At 61.2% G+C, this 14,047-nt stretch carries 13 protein-coding genes, 1 tRNA gene and 1 pseudogene; 5 read left to right on the top strand and 10 right to left on the bottom strand.

Annotation, left to right across the window (positions count from 1 at the left end; translation table 11 throughout):
- Positions 1 to 76: 76 nt before the first annotated feature.
- The 5 genes from CKW25_RS11800 to CKW25_RS11780 all read right to left on the bottom strand — a co-directional run bounded on the left by CKW25_RS11800 (position 77) and on the right by CKW25_RS11780 (position 4,399).
- Positions 77 to 1,051: a biotin-dependent carboxyltransferase family protein gene (locus CKW25_RS11800; RefSeq protein ID WP_095079355.1), complete on the bottom strand. Its 975-nt coding sequence runs from the start codon at positions 1,049 to 1,051 to the stop codon at positions 77 to 79.
- Entirely contained in the window at positions 1,048 to 1,920 is an 873-nt protein-coding gene (locus CKW25_RS11795; protein ID WP_095079354.1) for an allophanate hydrolase subunit 1, read from the bottom strand. The genes CKW25_RS11800 and CKW25_RS11795 overlap by 4 nt, the downstream gene beginning before the upstream one ends.
- Positions 1,917 to 3,290 (bottom strand): acetyl-CoA carboxylase biotin carboxylase subunit, encoded by a 1,374-nt coding sequence (locus CKW25_RS11790; RefSeq protein ID WP_095079352.1) that lies wholly within the window; start codon positions 3,288 to 3,290, stop codon positions 1,917 to 1,919. Before CKW25_RS11790 ends, CKW25_RS11795 begins: the two co-directional genes overlap by 4 nt.
- Before the next feature lie 10 nt (positions 3,291 to 3,300).
- Complete coding sequence (locus CKW25_RS11785; RefSeq protein WP_095079351.1) at positions 3,301 to 3,546, bottom strand: acetyl-CoA carboxylase; 246 nt, start codon at positions 3,544 to 3,546, stop codon at positions 3,301 to 3,303.
- A gap of 94 nt (positions 3,547 to 3,640) precedes the next feature.
- Entirely contained in the window at positions 3,641 to 4,399 is a 759-nt protein-coding gene (locus tag CKW25_RS11780; protein WP_095079349.1) for a 5-oxoprolinase subunit PxpA, read from the bottom strand.
- Positions 4,400 to 4,524: 125 nt separating this feature from the next.
- Between CKW25_RS11780 and CKW25_RS11775 the strand changes: the two genes are divergently transcribed.
- A complete protein-coding gene (locus CKW25_RS11775; RefSeq protein ID WP_095079347.1) occupies positions 4,525 to 5,442 on the top strand; it encodes a LysR family transcriptional regulator in 918 nt (305 codons plus the stop codon).
- Between the two features lie 174 nt (positions 5,443 to 5,616).
- Here CKW25_RS11775 and CKW25_RS11770 read toward each other — a convergent pair.
- A pseudogene (locus tag CKW25_RS11770) lies at positions 5,617 to 5,796 on the bottom strand (DNA adenine methylase); the annotation flags it as partial.
- Between the two features lie 50 nt (positions 5,797 to 5,846).
- Here CKW25_RS11770 and CKW25_RS11765 point away from each other — a divergent pair.
- The gene (locus tag CKW25_RS11765) at positions 5,847 to 6,125 is read left to right on the top strand and encodes a tyrosine-type recombinase/integrase (protein WP_256577964.1); all 279 of its coding nucleotides are present in this window, start codon (positions 5,847 to 5,849) and stop codon (positions 6,123 to 6,125) included.
- A gap of 113 nt (positions 6,126 to 6,238) precedes the next feature.
- On the opposite strand, the gene CKW25_RS11760 is transcribed toward CKW25_RS11765, so the two are convergent.
- Positions 6,239 to 6,315 (bottom strand) — tRNA-Val (locus CKW25_RS11760).
- A 183-nt stretch (positions 6,316 to 6,498) separates the two neighbouring features.
- Here CKW25_RS11760 and CKW25_RS11755 point away from each other — a divergent pair.
- A complete protein-coding gene (locus tag CKW25_RS11755; protein ID WP_095079345.1) occupies positions 6,499 to 7,782 on the top strand; it encodes an FAD-binding oxidoreductase in 1,284 nt (427 codons plus the stop codon).
- Positions 7,783 to 7,837: 55 nt separating this feature from the next.
- On the opposite strand, the gene CKW25_RS11750 is transcribed toward CKW25_RS11755, so the two are convergent.
- From CKW25_RS11750 to CKW25_RS11740, 3 genes are all read right to left on the bottom strand, one after another.
- Complete coding sequence (locus CKW25_RS11750; RefSeq protein WP_172736504.1) at positions 7,838 to 9,046, bottom strand: DSD1 family PLP-dependent enzyme; 1,209 nt, start codon at positions 9,044 to 9,046, stop codon at positions 7,838 to 7,840.
- A 74-nt stretch (positions 9,047 to 9,120) separates the two neighbouring features.
- Positions 9,121 to 10,461: a D-arabinono-1,4-lactone oxidase gene (locus CKW25_RS11745; RefSeq protein WP_371855060.1), complete on the bottom strand. Its 1,341-nt coding sequence runs from the start codon at positions 10,459 to 10,461 to the stop codon at positions 9,121 to 9,123.
- A gap of 73 nt (positions 10,462 to 10,534) precedes the next feature.
- The gene (locus CKW25_RS11740) at positions 10,535 to 10,936 is read right to left on the bottom strand and encodes a c-type cytochrome (protein WP_095079340.1); all 402 of its coding nucleotides are present in this window, start codon (positions 10,934 to 10,936) and stop codon (positions 10,535 to 10,537) included.
- Between the two features lie 374 nt (positions 10,937 to 11,310).
- On the opposite strand from CKW25_RS11740, the gene CKW25_RS11735 reads away from it, so the two are divergent.
- A complete protein-coding gene (locus tag CKW25_RS11735) occupies positions 11,311 to 12,936 on the top strand; it encodes an NADP-dependent glyceraldehyde-3-phosphate dehydrogenase (RefSeq protein WP_095079339.1) in 1,626 nt (541 codons plus the stop codon).
- A gap of 63 nt (positions 12,937 to 12,999) precedes the next feature.
- On the top strand, positions 13,000 to 14,046 hold the full coding sequence (locus CKW25_RS11730; RefSeq protein ID WP_095079632.1) for an FUSC family protein: 1,047 nt from the start codon (positions 13,000 to 13,002) through the stop codon (positions 14,044 to 14,046).
- Position 14,047: the final 1 nt, after the last annotated feature.

Below are 14,047 nucleotides of genomic sequence, written 5' to 3'. Positions count from 1 at the left end.
GCGCGGGCAGCCGTCACCGCACCGAAGTGCGGCGTTGGCGTACCGTGGCATGGCCCGCGCTAGACGGCGGGCAGAATCAGGAAGGGAGCAGCTTGCTCAGGCAGCTGAGTTTTTTCTTATAGGAACGTCGCGCTTCCAGCGCCTCTTCGAGGGTTACCGCGACAAAGCGGGCCTTCTGGTTGGGTTGCATCTGGCCGATCAAATCGAGGTCGGCGCTGATCACCGTGCCAATCATCGCGTAGCCGCCACCGGACACCGCATCACGGTGCAGCACAATGGGTTCGAGCCCGGCGGGCACCTGGATCGAGCCGATCGGGTAGCAACTGTCGACGATGTTCGACGGATCGGAACCGGCGCCGAACGGCTGCTCCCGGGGCTGAAAGCTCAGCGCGCTGCCGCCCTTGAAGCGATAGCCGATGCGGTCAGCTTCCGAACCGACCGTCCACGGCTCGGCGAAAAAGCTCTTCGCCGCCGATTCGGTCAAGCGGTGGTAGTACAAACCGGGCACCACCCGCAGGGTGATTTCGCCACCCAATGATTGCCGTAACGCCATGGGCAAACTGGCCCCGGCGCGGCTCTTGCCACTGGCGATGCCCACCGGCAATTCGTCGCCTGCAATCAGGCGTCGCCCCTGAAAACCGCCGAGCGCGCCTAGCGCATAGGTGGAGCGACTGCCGAGCACCACCGGCACATCAATGCCGCCGGCCACCGCCAAATAAGCGCGGGCACCAGCCTTGGGAAAGTCAAAGCGCAACACTTGCCCGGCCTTCACGGTGAACGCGGTGTCGTGGTGCATCTCCACGCCATCGACCCGTGGCGTCATGTGCGCGCCGCTGACCGCCACCAATGCATCCTGCTGAAACTCCAACTCAGGCCCGAGCAGAGTGCATTCCAGCGCCGCCAAACCCGCCGGATTGCCGACCAATTGATTGGCGGCGCTCAAGGCGTATTGATCAAGCGCGCCGGACGGCGGAATGCCCAAGTGGTAATACCCTTCGCGGCCCAGGTCTTGTACCGAAGTGGCGAGGCCGGGTTTGAGGACCTTGATCATGCCAACACCTCCTGCAACGACTTGGGATAGCCAACGGGATCGGCGAGGAACGCGTCCAGCGAAAACTCCACCGGCCGAATCCGCAGATCAAAGCAACCGGCTTCCACTTCGGCCACCGCGTGGTCGTAGGCTTCACGGTCCATCGGTTTGAACTGCACGATGTCGCCTGGACGGAAAAACACCATGTGTTCTTTCAGGTACGCGAGGTTCTGTTGCGGGTCGTAGATTGGCGCGGGGGTGACGCCAAACATCTGATAACCGCCGGCGCCGCGCACCGAGTAAATGCAACCAAAGCAACCGCCGTGACCAAGGGTCAATTTCGGTGTGTCGGTGCGCGGGCGCAGGTACTTGGGCACCTGCAACTGACGCTCGCGCTCGACCATCTGGAACATGAACGGCAGCCCCGCAACGAAGCCGACCATCGAGACAAACCACGGCGCGCCACTGTGGGCCGCGATGAATGCATCGACGTCGGCCAGACCGTTGATTCGTGCGGCGTATTCCAGGTCCGTGGAGCTCGGGTCTTGATGGCGGTCGCGAAAACGCATCAGGGTTTCGTGGGTCCAGGGATCATTGTAGAGCACCGGAATCTCGATAATCCGCGTCTGCAACGTGCGCTCGGCAACGGCTCCGGCCTCGGCGATTTTTACCGCTTCGAGCAAGGTGTGAGGGGCGATGCGATCCGGGTCGAAACGAATCTGGAATGACGCGTTGGCCAGGCATATATCGAGCACGCCATCCAGCGCCAGACGTTCCACGGCGCGGGTGACGGCCAGGCCTTTGAAGAACGCGTCCAGGGACATGCTGTCGCTGACTTCGGCAAACAAATGCTCATCGGCGCCAAAGCTGTAGCGGATGGGAGTACTCATGCTTCACCTCCGCTGCGGCGCTCGGCCAGCCAGGTTTCCAAGGTGCCGGTGTGAAAGTCGGCGCTGTGCAGCCACGGTTGTTCCAGCAATTCACCGTGCAACGCCAAGGTGTTGGCCATGCCGGTGAGCGTGGTGTGTGCCACCGCCATTCGCGCTCGGGCCAGGGCTTCGGCGCGATCCGCACCGTGAATAATCAGTTTGGCCAGCAGCGAGTCATAGTACGGCGGCACACGGTAGCCTTGATACAGATGCGTATCGACGCGAATGCCCTCGCCGTTCGGCCAGATCAGTTCCTCGACCAGGCCTGGACTCGGGAAGAAATCCCGCGCTGGGTCTTCAGCGTTCAGGCGCATTTGCAGGGCGGCGCCGTTGAGTCGGATGTCACTTTGCTTGAAGCCCAGCGGCTCGCCGCCAGCGATGCGCAACATGGCCTGGACCAGGTCGATGCCGGTGATCAGTTCACTGACCGGGTGCTCCACCTGAATCCGCGTGTTCATCTCGATAAAGAAGAACTCGCCAGTGGCGTCGTCATACAGGTATTCCAGGGTGCCGGCGCCCTTGTAGCCCAAAGATTCGGTCAGCCGCACGGCGCTTTCGCAGAGGGTTTCCCGTTGCTGTTGGCTGAGGACTGGCGACGGCGCTTCTTCGAAAATTTTCTGCCGGCGCCGTTGCAGTGAACACTCGCGCTCAAACAAATGCACCGCGTGCTGACCGTCGCCCAACACCTGCACTTCAATATGCCGGGCCCGGCTGATAAACCGCTCCAGATACACCGCGCCATTGCCAAACGCTGCTTGGGCTTCGCGCTGGGAACGGGGAAATTCTTCGCTCAGTTGCTCGGCGTTTTCCGCCAGCCGAATACCGCGCCCGCCACCACCGGCCGAAGCTTTGATCAACAACGGGAAGCCAACGGATTCAGCAGCCTTGAGCGCCGACTCGACGTCGAACAGTTCACCCGGCGAACCCGGTACCACCGGCACGCCAGCGGCGTGTGCGGTACGCCGTGCCTCGGCTTTATCGCCCATGCGCCGGATCGTCTCCGCGCTCGGGCCGACGAAAATGGCGCCGGCAGCCACCACCGCTTCTGCGAAATCGGCGTTCTCCGACAGAAAGCCGTAACCGGGATGCACCGCGTTGGCGCCAGTGGCTTTTAAGGCGCCGAGCAAGGCCTCGACGTTCAGGTAACTTTTGTCGGCACGGGCCGGGCCAAGAATGTGCACCTCATCGGCCATGCGCGCGGCCTGGGAATCGACGTCCGCCTCGCTGCACGCAGCAACGGTGGGAATGCCCAGTTCTTTGGCGGCGCGGATAATCCGCACGGCGATCTCGCCACGGTTGGCGACCAGCAGTTTATGAATGGCTTGGGTCATGATCGCACCCTCACTCGTCGTCTAGTGTTGCGACGACTTGACCCGGCTCCACCGGATCACCGTCTTCTACCAAAAAGGCACTGAGGCGACCGGCCGTCCCGGCGGTCAGTTCGGAGAACTGCTTCATGACCTCGATCAGGCCAATTACCGTGTCGGCGCTGACCTGCGCGCCGACCTCGACGAAGTTCGCCGATTCCGGGGTGGCTTTGCGGTAGAAGGTCCCCGGCAACGGGGTGATTACAGTGTGTTCAGCCATGTCTGTTCCTCTTGGAATAGTTGTAGAAAGGCAGGCAAAAAGTGAATCGCTGGGCAAACCCTGGTATCTGTGTGCCAGGTGTTTTCGTTCGGTCTCAGCGCGGTGCTCGGACCTCTATGCCCGCGCCATCAAGTGCATGACGCGTGGCTTCGACCAACGCCAGGGCACCCGGCGTGTCGCTGTGCAAACAGATGGAATCGAATTCAATCGCCAGGTCTTCGCCCTCGACGGTGCGCACTAAGCCTTGTTGGCAAGCACGCAGCACTCGCTCGGCGACGTGGGCCGGGTCGTAAGCCCGCACGTTGCGGGTGAAGACGATGGAGCCGCTGAGGTCGTATTCGCGGTCGGCGTAGAACTCGCGGATCACCGGTTGGCCGAGTTCCGTGGCAACCCGCCAGATCACCGAATCGGGCATGCAATACAACAGCAACTCCGGCTCCAGGCGCTGGAGGTTTTCCACCAGCAAACGGGCGGCCTCTTCGTCTCGGGCCAGGTGCATGTAGAGCGCGCCGTGGGGTTTGATGTGTTGCAGGGCCACGCCTTGAACCCGGGCGAGTTCACGCAGGGCCCCCAACTGATAGAGCATGTCGTCGACCAGTTCCTGGGCCGGCGCATTGATGTGCCGACGGCCAAAACCAACCAGGTCGCGAAACCCCGGATGCGCGCCGATGGCCACGCCCAGGCGCTTGGCCTGCTCAACGGTGCGGCGCATGGTGCTAGGGTCGCCGGCATGAAAACCGGTGGCGATGTTGGCCGAACTGATAAAGCCCATCAGCTCATTGTCGACGCCATCGCCGATGGTCCAGGGGCCAAAGCCTTCGCCCATGTCCGAGTTGAAATCTACTGCCTGCATGACGCTTGCTCCCGACGCTTGTGACTTCATGCAGGCCAAGTTAGATTCCCCCCAACCCCTTGGGAAGATCTATTATCAGATAGGCTATCTTCTGAAAAACAGATACCTCGTCGCCTGGAGTGCTCATGTCCCTGACCCTGCGCCAAGTCCGCTATTTCGTCGCCACCGCCGAGATCGGGCAAATCTCTCAAGCCGCGATTCATCTGAATATTTCCCAGTCGGCGGTGACCACGGCGATCAAGGAACTGGAAGGCATCCTCGGTACGCTGTTGTTCCAGCGCTCGGCCCAGGGCATGAGCCTGACCGACGCTGGGCGGCACTTCTTGAATCGGGCCTACGTGATTTTGCGCAGCGTCGATGACGCGTTGAACAGCCCGTTGCCGGACATCCGCGCCAGTGGCGTGTTGCGCTTGGCGGCGAGCTACACGGTGATCGGTTATTTCCTGCCGCACCATCTGCAGCGCCTGGAACACTGGCATCCGGACGTGGCCATTGAAGTTCATGAACAGGAACGGCAAGCGATTGAACAAGGCTTGTTGGAAGGTCGTTTTGATATGGCCGTGGTGCTCACCGCCAACCTCACGCACCCGGACATCGTTTCAGAGATTCTCTTCAACTCCGAACGGAGGTTATGGCTGCCAAGCCACCATCCGTTGTGCGAACGCTCGGCAGTCAGCCTCGCCGACGTCGCGAAAGAACCCTACATCCTGCTGACCGTCGACGAAGCCGAACAAAGTGCCATGCGCTACTGGGAACATGCGCATCAGCAGCCAAACGTGCGGGTGCGTACCAGTTCAGTCGAAGCGGTGCGCAGCATGGTCGCCAATGGCAGCGGCGTGGCAATCCTCTCGGACTTGGTGCACCGCCCCTGGTCACTGGAAGGAAAACGCATCGAAACCCTGACTATCACCGACAAGGTGACGCCGATGAGTGTCGGACTGGCGTGGCATCGCGAGCGCGAATTCAGCCCGGCGATGCAGGCGTTTCGTAACTATTTCCACGATGCATTTTTGGCGCCGCAACAGCTGTCCGCGCGTCGCTGAAAACAGCGAAAACCATACCCTCCTTTTGTGGATTTACGATGAGAGCTTTGGGCCATTTCCGGTCTGTTGTGACGGGAAGATTTTGGCCGTTTTCTGCCCGTCACGAATGACCGGTTGAATCCACAGTCGATTTCTGACTGTCGTCACCGGCGGCTTTGGATGAAAGCGGTCATTTCAAAACAGCCCTCCTAGCGCTGCTGGCTCCCAGTTCATGATCACCAACTCGCCACTGACCTCGGCCTTGCCCTGTCGCTGGTTGCTCGTGGTGTAGCGGATATCCAGCGTCTCAAAGTGAAAACCTTCGAACACCCGGCGAATGTCCGGGTGGTCGTTGATGCTGACCATTACCCTACCTGATCCACTATTCACCAAAGGCGCGCAGGCGCACGCAGCTCGACGCAAAGATGCACTGGAACGCGGTGACACCGGACTACCTAACTAAGTCCTTTGCCCAGGCGCGAGACGACTCGAAGGCCTATGCTGATTTACCGGCCGGCGAACGTCCTACCTTCCACGAGATCCGAGCGCTCGGCGCATGGTTGTACGAGCAACAGGGTTTCGAACAGGAATACATTCAGGCACTGATGGGTCACACAGACGTGAAGATGACCGAGCACTACCAGGCGGGGCACGGCGATAACGCGGTGGTTTACATGAAGGTGAAAGCCGATCTGACGCTTTGAGAAGTGGTTCGTTTTTCCAAACCGTTTCCAACGTTTTTCCAAACACCAGACAACAAAAAAGGGCCCACCTTTCGGTGAGCCCTTCTAGACCGCCCAGCAGAGCGGATTTTGTTTGGTAGGCGCGATTGGACTCGAACCAACGACCCCCACCATGTCAAGGTGGTGCTCTAACCAACTGAGCTACGTGCCTGCTGTGAGGCGGCATTCTACGGAATTCCGGAGGGGTGTCAACACCTTTTTTTCACCTAAGCCTATGAATATGCAAAATATTTAATATTGATCCCGCAAAGAGGCCATTCGGGTGGCTGGCAGTGGATTTTTAACTCAGGTAGGATCGGACTAATCGTAAAATATATTAAACAGAGGTTGCAGGATGGCGCACATTCCTTATCCGGAGTCCTATTACGCCGCGTCGGCCAACGCCGCCCCCTCGCGTCCGTCGCTACAGGATGATGTAGAGACGGATGTCTGCGTCATTGGCGCCGGCTATACCGGCCTGTCCAGCGCTCTGTTCCTGCTGGAGAACGGGTTTCGGGTGACGGTCCTGGAAGCGGCCAGGGTTGGCTTTGGCGCTTCGGGCCGCAATGGCGGGCAGATCGTTAACAGCTACAGCCGCGATATCGATGTCATTGAACGCAGTGTCGGCCCCAAGCAGGCGCAACTGCTTGGGCAAATGGCATTCGAAGGCGGCAATATCATTCGTGAGCGCGTGGCCAGGTACCAGATCCAGTGCGACCTGAAGGATGGCGGCGTATTCGCGGCCCTCACCGGTAAGCAGATGGGCCACCTGGAATCACAGAAGCGTCTGTGGGAGCGCTACGGCCACACGCAGCTAGAGTTGCTGGACAAGCGCCGCATCCGCGAAGTCGTGGCCTGTGAACAGTATGTCGGCGGCATGCTCGACATGAGCGGTGGCCACATCCACCCACTCAACCTGGCGCTGGGTGAAGCCGCCGCCGTTGAGTCGCTGGGCGGCACCCTGTATGAGCAGTCACCCGCCCTACGTATCGAGCGCGGCGCCAACCCGGTGGTGCATACCGCCGAAGGCAAGGTGCGGGCCAAATTCGTGATCGTGGCCGGCAACGCTTACTTGGGCAACCTGGTGCCGGAACTCGCCGCCAAGTCGATGCCGTGCGGCACTCAAGTGATTACCACCGAGCCCTTGAGCGAAGAACTCGCCCAGCGCCTGTTGCCACAAGACTACTGCGTCGAAGACTGTAACTACCTGCTCGACTACTACCGCCTCTCGGGGGACAAGCGCCTGATCTTCGGCGGTGGCGTGGTGTATGGCGCGCGCGATCCGGCCAACATCGAAGCCATCATTCGACCGAAGATGCTCAAGGCCTTCCCTGAGCTCAAGGACGTGAAAATCGACTACGCCTGGACCGGAAACTTCCTGCTGACCTTGTCGCGTTTGCCGCAAGTCGGCCGCTTGGGCGACAACATCTACTACTCCCAGGGTTGCAGCGGCCACGGCGTCACCTACACCCACCTGGCCGGCAAAGTCCTGGCCGAGGCCCTGCGCGGCCAGGCCGAGCGCTTTGATGCCTTTGCCGACCTGCCGCACTACCCCTTCCCCGGCGGCCAGCTACTGCGCACGCCTTTCGCGGCACTGGGCGCCTGGTACTACGGCCTGCGGGACAAGTTCGACTTCTGACCTTCCTCAATAGTCGGTGCCGGCCCAACCGGCACCGACGCAATGCTCCGGGGGATCAGGTGTAGACCGGCCAGGTGTCGACGATCTTGCCACCGCGCATCGCGACCAGGTCGCCAAACTGCAGCAACACCGACTCAGTCTGGGTCGGGCGCAGAAACACCTGGTCATCCACCGCCAACCCGACCGCCGCCGAACCATTGACCATCTCCTGGTTGGAACTGCGGCCATAGAGGCCGTTGCTTTGCAAACCGGGCGGCGATTCGAACTCGGCCATCCAGTTGCCACCATAGATGAAATAGGTCTCGCGCTGATTGGTGTCCCACCAGGAAAACAGCCGCGACTTGCCGTCCAGTGCCGGTATCTGCACGGCACCGGTACGTTTCACGACCGGGGTGGCGATGTAGGCTGCCGGTACATGCTCGGCCAGTGACGGCAGATCGTAATGGGTGGGCTTGAGCATCGCGGTGCCTACCGACACTTCGCTGCTCAGCGACTCACGCTCATGCATGCGGTAACTCGGGCTGCCGGCGGTGTTGAGCGTCAAACCGTCATGCCAAAGCCCCGGAAACTGCTGCCGGGTAAAGTCCACGTAGCCGTTGTAGCGCGTCATGACCCTGGCGAACAGCTCGTCCGCCGTCCCCAGAATGCCTGGCACCCCCATGCCGACAAAGGGGTCGTAACCCATGAAGCCGGCAAATTGCAGATGCTGCGCATTAGCACGAATCAGCCCGAGCATTTGCCCCAGCGTGGCAGTGTCCGCCACACCACCGCGATGCAGGCCGACGTCCAGCTCAATGTTCACCCGCAACCGCGTCCCCAGCCCTTGGGCCAATGCAAGGTATTGCTGCATGTGCCCGGGTGTGTCGAGCAGCCACTGCAACTGCCGCGCCGGGTCGAACGGACCTTTGTGCGAGCGATAGAAAAGCTCCGCCGAGCGAACCGGCAACGGCTTGCCCAGCAGGATGTCGGACCCGGGAAACCGCTGTGCGTCATGATTGAGAAAGGGCTGATGAAACGACATCAAGCGTTGTGTGCCCGCGCGCTGGCTGATGTAGGCCAGCAACCCCGGCGATGGCAGGGATTTCTCCACCAGACGCAGCTGTTTGCCGCCACGCTTGACCGACTGCATCACCACGTCGATGTTGTGGTCGAGCCGATCCAGGTCAATCAGCAGCAACGGGCGCATCGGGCCGTTGCGCTGCAGTTCCTGGTTCAAGGCGCGAAAGTAATCGCTGTAGGGGCCGCCACGGTCACCGGGCCGCAATAGCGCTCCGACACCCGCCAGCAACGCGCCAATGCCCACTACACCTCCCAGGAAATTCCGGCGATTGATGGCCATCAGCTGACTCCCAGAATGGACGACAAATGGGCGTTCAAGAACTTTCCACCCGGGTCGAGCTGCTGGCGCACCTGACGAAATTCCTGCCAGCGCGGGTACAGTGCTTGCAGATTACGGGCATTCAAGGTGTGCAGCTTGCCCCAGTGCGGTCGGCCCTCGTACTTCCAGAAAATCGGTTCGATGGCGGCGAAGAAATTGTGATGATCCATCTGGTAGTGCTGGTGGACCGAGATCGAACAGCTGTCGCGCCCCTCGAACATGCTCAAGGCGATGTCATCGGCCTTGACGTAACGGTACTCGATCGGAAACCAGGTGCGCAGGTCCTTGTCGGCGATCAGCTTGATGATCTCCCGCAAGCACGCCGGGCCATGCTCGGCCGGCACCGAATACTCCATTTCGTTGAAACGCACGGTACGCACGTTGGCATAGATGTCGAAGGAGTCGCCCACCCGGTCATCGAAACTGGCGATATGCCGCATGTTATTGAGCAACATGCGCCGGGCGCCAGGAAAGTCGCTGACGTATTTGTCGAACTTCTCGATCAGGTTGACGAATTCGTTGCCACCCTCCTCCTCGGCGCTGATGGGCGGTGTCGCCGGGTCAACGGTTTCGTTGAGGGTCATCGACAGCGCGTAGTCGGAATGAGTCACCACCAGCATCTCCCAGTGCTGGTTCTCCCGGGCGTTCTTTTCCACGTCCTCCAACAGCTCTTCGGTCTTGGCAATCCACTGGTGCTCCCGCAGACGATAGGCCTGGCGGTTCTGCATGCGCACCTTGGTGACGACACCCAGTGCCCCCAATGACACGCGAGCGGCCTTGAATACCTCGCTGTTGCGGGTGCTGTCGCAATCGAGCACCTCACCCCGGGCCGTCACCAACTGCACGCCCGTCACGCAGCCGGAGTAAGACTGGAAGTGCTTCCCGGTGCCATGGGTCGAGGTGGCGATCGCCCCGGCCAGCGTCTGGTAGTCGATGTCTGCCATGTTGGTGAGCGCCTGGCCGACGTCCTTCAATGCCGGGCCCATGCGCGACATCGGTGTGCCGGCGCCAAACTCGGCCTGCAGGGTATTGGGATCATGGCCCAGCAACCCGGTGAAGTTGCTCAGCGACAGCAGCGTGCCGTCGGTGGGCACCAACGCGCTGAACGAATGGGCAGAGCCCACCGGACGCACCTTGCCGGCGGCCTTGGCGACAACCCCGGCCAGTTCGTCCAGGTCCCTGGGCGCCAGCCGTGCCTCGGGCAGGCAGCTCTGGGCACCCGACCAATTGCGCCAGGGAATCACCCGCGGCGCGCGCATCAGTTCGGCCATCACCGGGTGGCTGCCCAAGGCGCCCAGCATGCCTGCAAGGCTGGCCCGCTGCAGTAGCTGACGTCGTGTGAGGTGCATGGTCATCAATCCCACCTTGTGATTGTTATTGGAGTGGTTGGCCGGACATGAAACCGATCAGTGCCAGGAACTCGCTTTCGGAACACTGCATGCACATCCCCATCGGCGGCATGCCGTTGTGACCGTTGATGGTGTGGTCCAGCAAGGTGTCCGCACCTTGCGCGATACGCGGTTGCCAGGCTGGCAGGTCGCCCGTCAGCGGCGCACCCGAGGCCGGGTTGGCATGGCACAATTTGCAACTGCTGTCGTAGGTACGTGCCAATCCTGCATCGATCGGCATGGCATTGGCCGCTGCCGTGCGCGAGGCGCTACTTTCCGGCTTGTCGCCACAGCCACCCAGCGCACCCAGCACCACCAATAATGCAGCCGTCCGGCACACACCACCGGGATCAGTTAACCGCCGCACGTATCGAATCGTTGCCCACATAGCGCTCCCCACGAGTGCAGCGCCTATTGCCCGGCGCATTCTGGTTGTCATTACACACCGCTGAACTCTAAGCCAGTCATCATGGCTGGTTGAGGTCATTGAGGGTCAGCAAGGGGGACTTTCGAGGCCACGCGCATCGCCCACAGACAGGCAGAAAAGCGGGCCGCACCGCTCCACGAACGCCGGGAAACTCGTCTACGCTTGCGACAACACACCACACCTCACCCCCTCTGCTCTGCCCTTCACAGGACGTTTTCAGTTAAAAAAACCTGCCGTTAAGGCGTATAACCCATAGAGCACATTCTTGACTGCAAGCCGCCTGACAACCGAGCGTCTTCAAGCCGCCTTGCACACAGCCAATACGGGGTAGCCTCATGAGTACCGAACACCTCCTCAGCACGTTGTTTCCCACTGCCGCCGAGATCCCGGAGCCATACCGCCCGGGCGAGCTGCTTGAGCAACGCGAGTACCTCGTCGAAGGCCAACTGAAAATCTGGAACGGTCCCCTGGCGGTGGTCCGCAGCCCGGTGTACCTGGCCGGCAAGCACCAGGACCAACAAGTGATTCTGGGCAGCACTCCGCTGCTGGATGCCGACACCGCACTCACCGCACTCGACGCCGCCGTCCGCGCCTACGACCGCGGCCAGGGCAGTTGGCCCACCATGCGCGTCGCGGAACGCATCCAGCATGTCGAAGCCTTCCTCGCGCGCATGCGCGAACAGCGCGCGGCCGTGGTCAAGCTGTTGATGTGGGAGATCGGCAAGAACCTCAAGGACTCGGAAAAAGAGTTCGACCGCACCTGCGACTACATCGTCGACACCATCAATGCCCTCAAGGAACTCGACCGGCGCTCCAGCCGCTTTGAACTGGAACAGGACACCCTGGGCCAGATCCGTCGGGTACCGCTGGGCGTTGCCTTGTGCATGGGGCCTTACAACTATCCGCTGAACGAGACCTTCACCACGCTGATCCCGGCACTGATCATGGGCAACACCGTGGTGTTCAAGCCGGCCAAGCTCGGCGTACTGCTGATTCGTCCGTTGCTCGAAGCATTCCGCGACAGCTTCCCGGCCGGCGTGATCAACGTGATCTACGGCAGCGGCCGTGAGACCGTCAGCGCCCTGATGGCCAGCGGCAAGATCGACATCTTTGCCTTCATCGGCACCAACAAGGCCGCCAGCGACCTGAAAAAGCTTCATCCCAGGCCCCATCGCCTGCGCGCAGCACTGGGACTGGATGCCAAGAACCCCGGTATCGTGCTGCCCCAGGTTGACCTGGACAACGCCGTCAACGAAGCCATCACCGGCTCGCTGTCGTTCAATGGCCAGCGCTGCACCGCGCTGAAAATCCTCTTCGTGCACGAAGACGTGGTCGACCGTTTTATCGAGAAATTCAACCAGAAACTCGCCGCCCTCAAGCCCGGTATGCCGTGGGAAAGCGGCGTGTCGCTAACCCCGTTGCCGGAGTCGGGCAAGGTCGATTACCTGCACGGCCTGGTAGACGACGCCGTCAGCAAAGGCGCCAACGTGGTGAATGCCAACGGCGGCCAGTCGCGCGGTTCGTTCTTTTATCCGGCGGTGCTGTACCCGGTCACCACCGACATGCGCGTGTACCAGGAAGAACAGTTTGGCCCGGTAGTACCGATCGTGCCTTATCGTGATCTGGATACGGTGATCGACTACGTGCTTGAGTCAGACTTCGGTCAGCAGTTGAGCCTGTTTGGCACCGATGCCGCCGAGATCGGGCGACTGGTCGATACCTTCGCCAACCAAGTCGGGCGAATCAACATCAACGCCCAGTGCCAGCGCGGCCCGGATACCTTCCCGTTCAACGGGCGCAAGAATTCGGCCGAAGGCACGTTGTCGGTACACGATGCCCTGCGCACTTTTTCGATTCGTACGCTGGTGGCGACCAAATTCCAGGAGAGCAACAAAGCGTTGATCAGCGACATCATTCGCGGCCGGGAGTCGAGTTTCCTGACCACCGACTACATTTTCTGACACCGCCACCGAGGGAAATCTGCCAACCCGATGACGACCTTTCGATCATCCCGAGTGTCACTGTTGCTGCGGCGCCTGCTACGCCCGGTCCTCGACCCATACCGGCGCTACCGCAACGCCCGGGTCATCCACGCCGTCCGGGTATCGCTGGGGCTGCTGGCGACCATCCTGCTGACCACGGGGATCAACCTGCCCCACGGCGAATGGGCGTCGGTGACCATGCTGGTGGTGATCGGCGGCCTGCAACACCACGGCAATATCGGCAAGAAAGCCGCCGAGCGGGCCTATGGCACCCTTATCGGGGCTGGCGTGGGCTTGCTGCTGGTGGTGCAGCACGCCTGGCTCGGCCTGCCGTGGCTGACCTACTTCGGCATGTCGGTGGTCTGCGGATTTTTCTCCTACCACGCCATCGGCAAGGGCGGTTACACCGCCCTGCTGTCGGCGATCACCGTGTTCATCGTCGCCGGCCATGGCGACAACCCGATCACCGATGGCCTGTGGCGTACGGTCGACATACTGATCGGCATCGCCCTGGCCCTGGCATTTTCCTTCGCCCTGCCGCTGTACGCGGTCTATTCCTGGCGCTACAAACTCGCCAGCGCACTGCGTGACTGCGCCAGCATCTACAGCCGGATCGTCAGCGGCCAGTCGGTAACGGACGACCACTACCTCACGCTGCTGGGCCGTCTCAATGGCGTGATGGTGCAACTGCGCTCACTGATGCCCTCGGTGTCCAAGGAAGTGCGGATATCCATGACGGAACTCGATGGCCTGCAACGCAACCTGCGGATGTGCATCAGCACCCTGGAAATCCTCGCCAACACCCGCCCCGATGCCCGCGATGCGCAGGCCATGGCGCAACTGCAATGGGCATTGAAAGCCGAACACCAACAGATACGACGGATGCTGATCGGCATGGCCCGCGCCCTGCAGTCCGGTACCACCCAGCGCCTGGAGCGCACCCTTGATGAACCGGTCGCGCCAACCGCCATGGACGAACCGGTGTACAGCGCCCTGGACGGCTACCGGCTACTGACCGGGCAACTGGCCGCCAATCTGAGCGACATGAGCCAACGCCTGGTGAAGACCGCACCGCACTGGAAGATTTGAG

Source organism: Pseudomonas sp. Irchel s3h17 (assembly GCF_900187505.1).
Lineage (GTDB): Bacteria > Pseudomonadota > Gammaproteobacteria > Pseudomonadales > Pseudomonadaceae > Aquipseudomonas.
Note: the sequence above shows the minus strand (reverse complement) of the source record. Positions and strands in the feature narration are given on the sequence as shown.

What these genes read in the sequence shown, in the direction of transcription:
- CKW25_RS11740 (WP_095079340.1), bottom strand. Translation starts at nt 10,936, where the DNA reads ATGTGGGCAACGATTCGATACGTGCGGCGGTTAACTGATCCCGGTGGT.
- CKW25_RS11765 (WP_256577964.1), top strand. Translation starts at nt 5,847, where the DNA reads ATGCACTGGAACGCGGTGACACCGGACTACCTAACTAAGTCCTTTGCC.
- CKW25_RS11800 (WP_095079355.1), bottom strand. Translation starts at nt 1,051, where the DNA reads ATGATCAAGGTCCTCAAACCCGGCCTCGCCACTTCGGTACAAGACCTG.
- CKW25_RS11735 (WP_095079339.1), top strand. Translation starts at nt 11,311, where the DNA reads ATGAGTACCGAACACCTCCTCAGCACGTTGTTTCCCACTGCCGCCGAG.
- CKW25_RS11780 (WP_095079349.1), bottom strand. Translation starts at nt 4,399, where the DNA reads ATGCAGGCAGTAGATTTCAACTCGGACATGGGCGAAGGCTTTGGCCCC.
- CKW25_RS11785 (WP_095079351.1), bottom strand. Translation starts at nt 3,546, where the DNA reads ATGGCTGAACACACTGTAATCACCCCGTTGCCGGGGACCTTCTACCGC.
- CKW25_RS11790 (WP_095079352.1), bottom strand. Translation starts at nt 3,290, where the DNA reads ATGACCCAAGCCATTCATAAACTGCTGGTCGCCAACCGTGGCGAGATC.
- CKW25_RS11745 (WP_371855060.1), bottom strand. Translation starts at nt 10,461, where the DNA reads ATGCTGGGCGCCTTGGGCAGCCACCCGGTGATGGCCGAACTGATGCGC.
- CKW25_RS11795 (WP_095079354.1), bottom strand. Translation starts at nt 1,920, where the DNA reads ATGAGTACTCCCATCCGCTACAGCTTTGGCGCCGATGAGCATTTGTTT.
- CKW25_RS11755 (WP_095079345.1), top strand. Translation starts at nt 6,499, where the DNA reads ATGGCGCACATTCCTTATCCGGAGTCCTATTACGCCGCGTCGGCCAAC.
- CKW25_RS11775 (WP_095079347.1), top strand. Translation starts at nt 4,525, where the DNA reads ATGTCCCTGACCCTGCGCCAAGTCCGCTATTTCGTCGCCACCGCCGAG.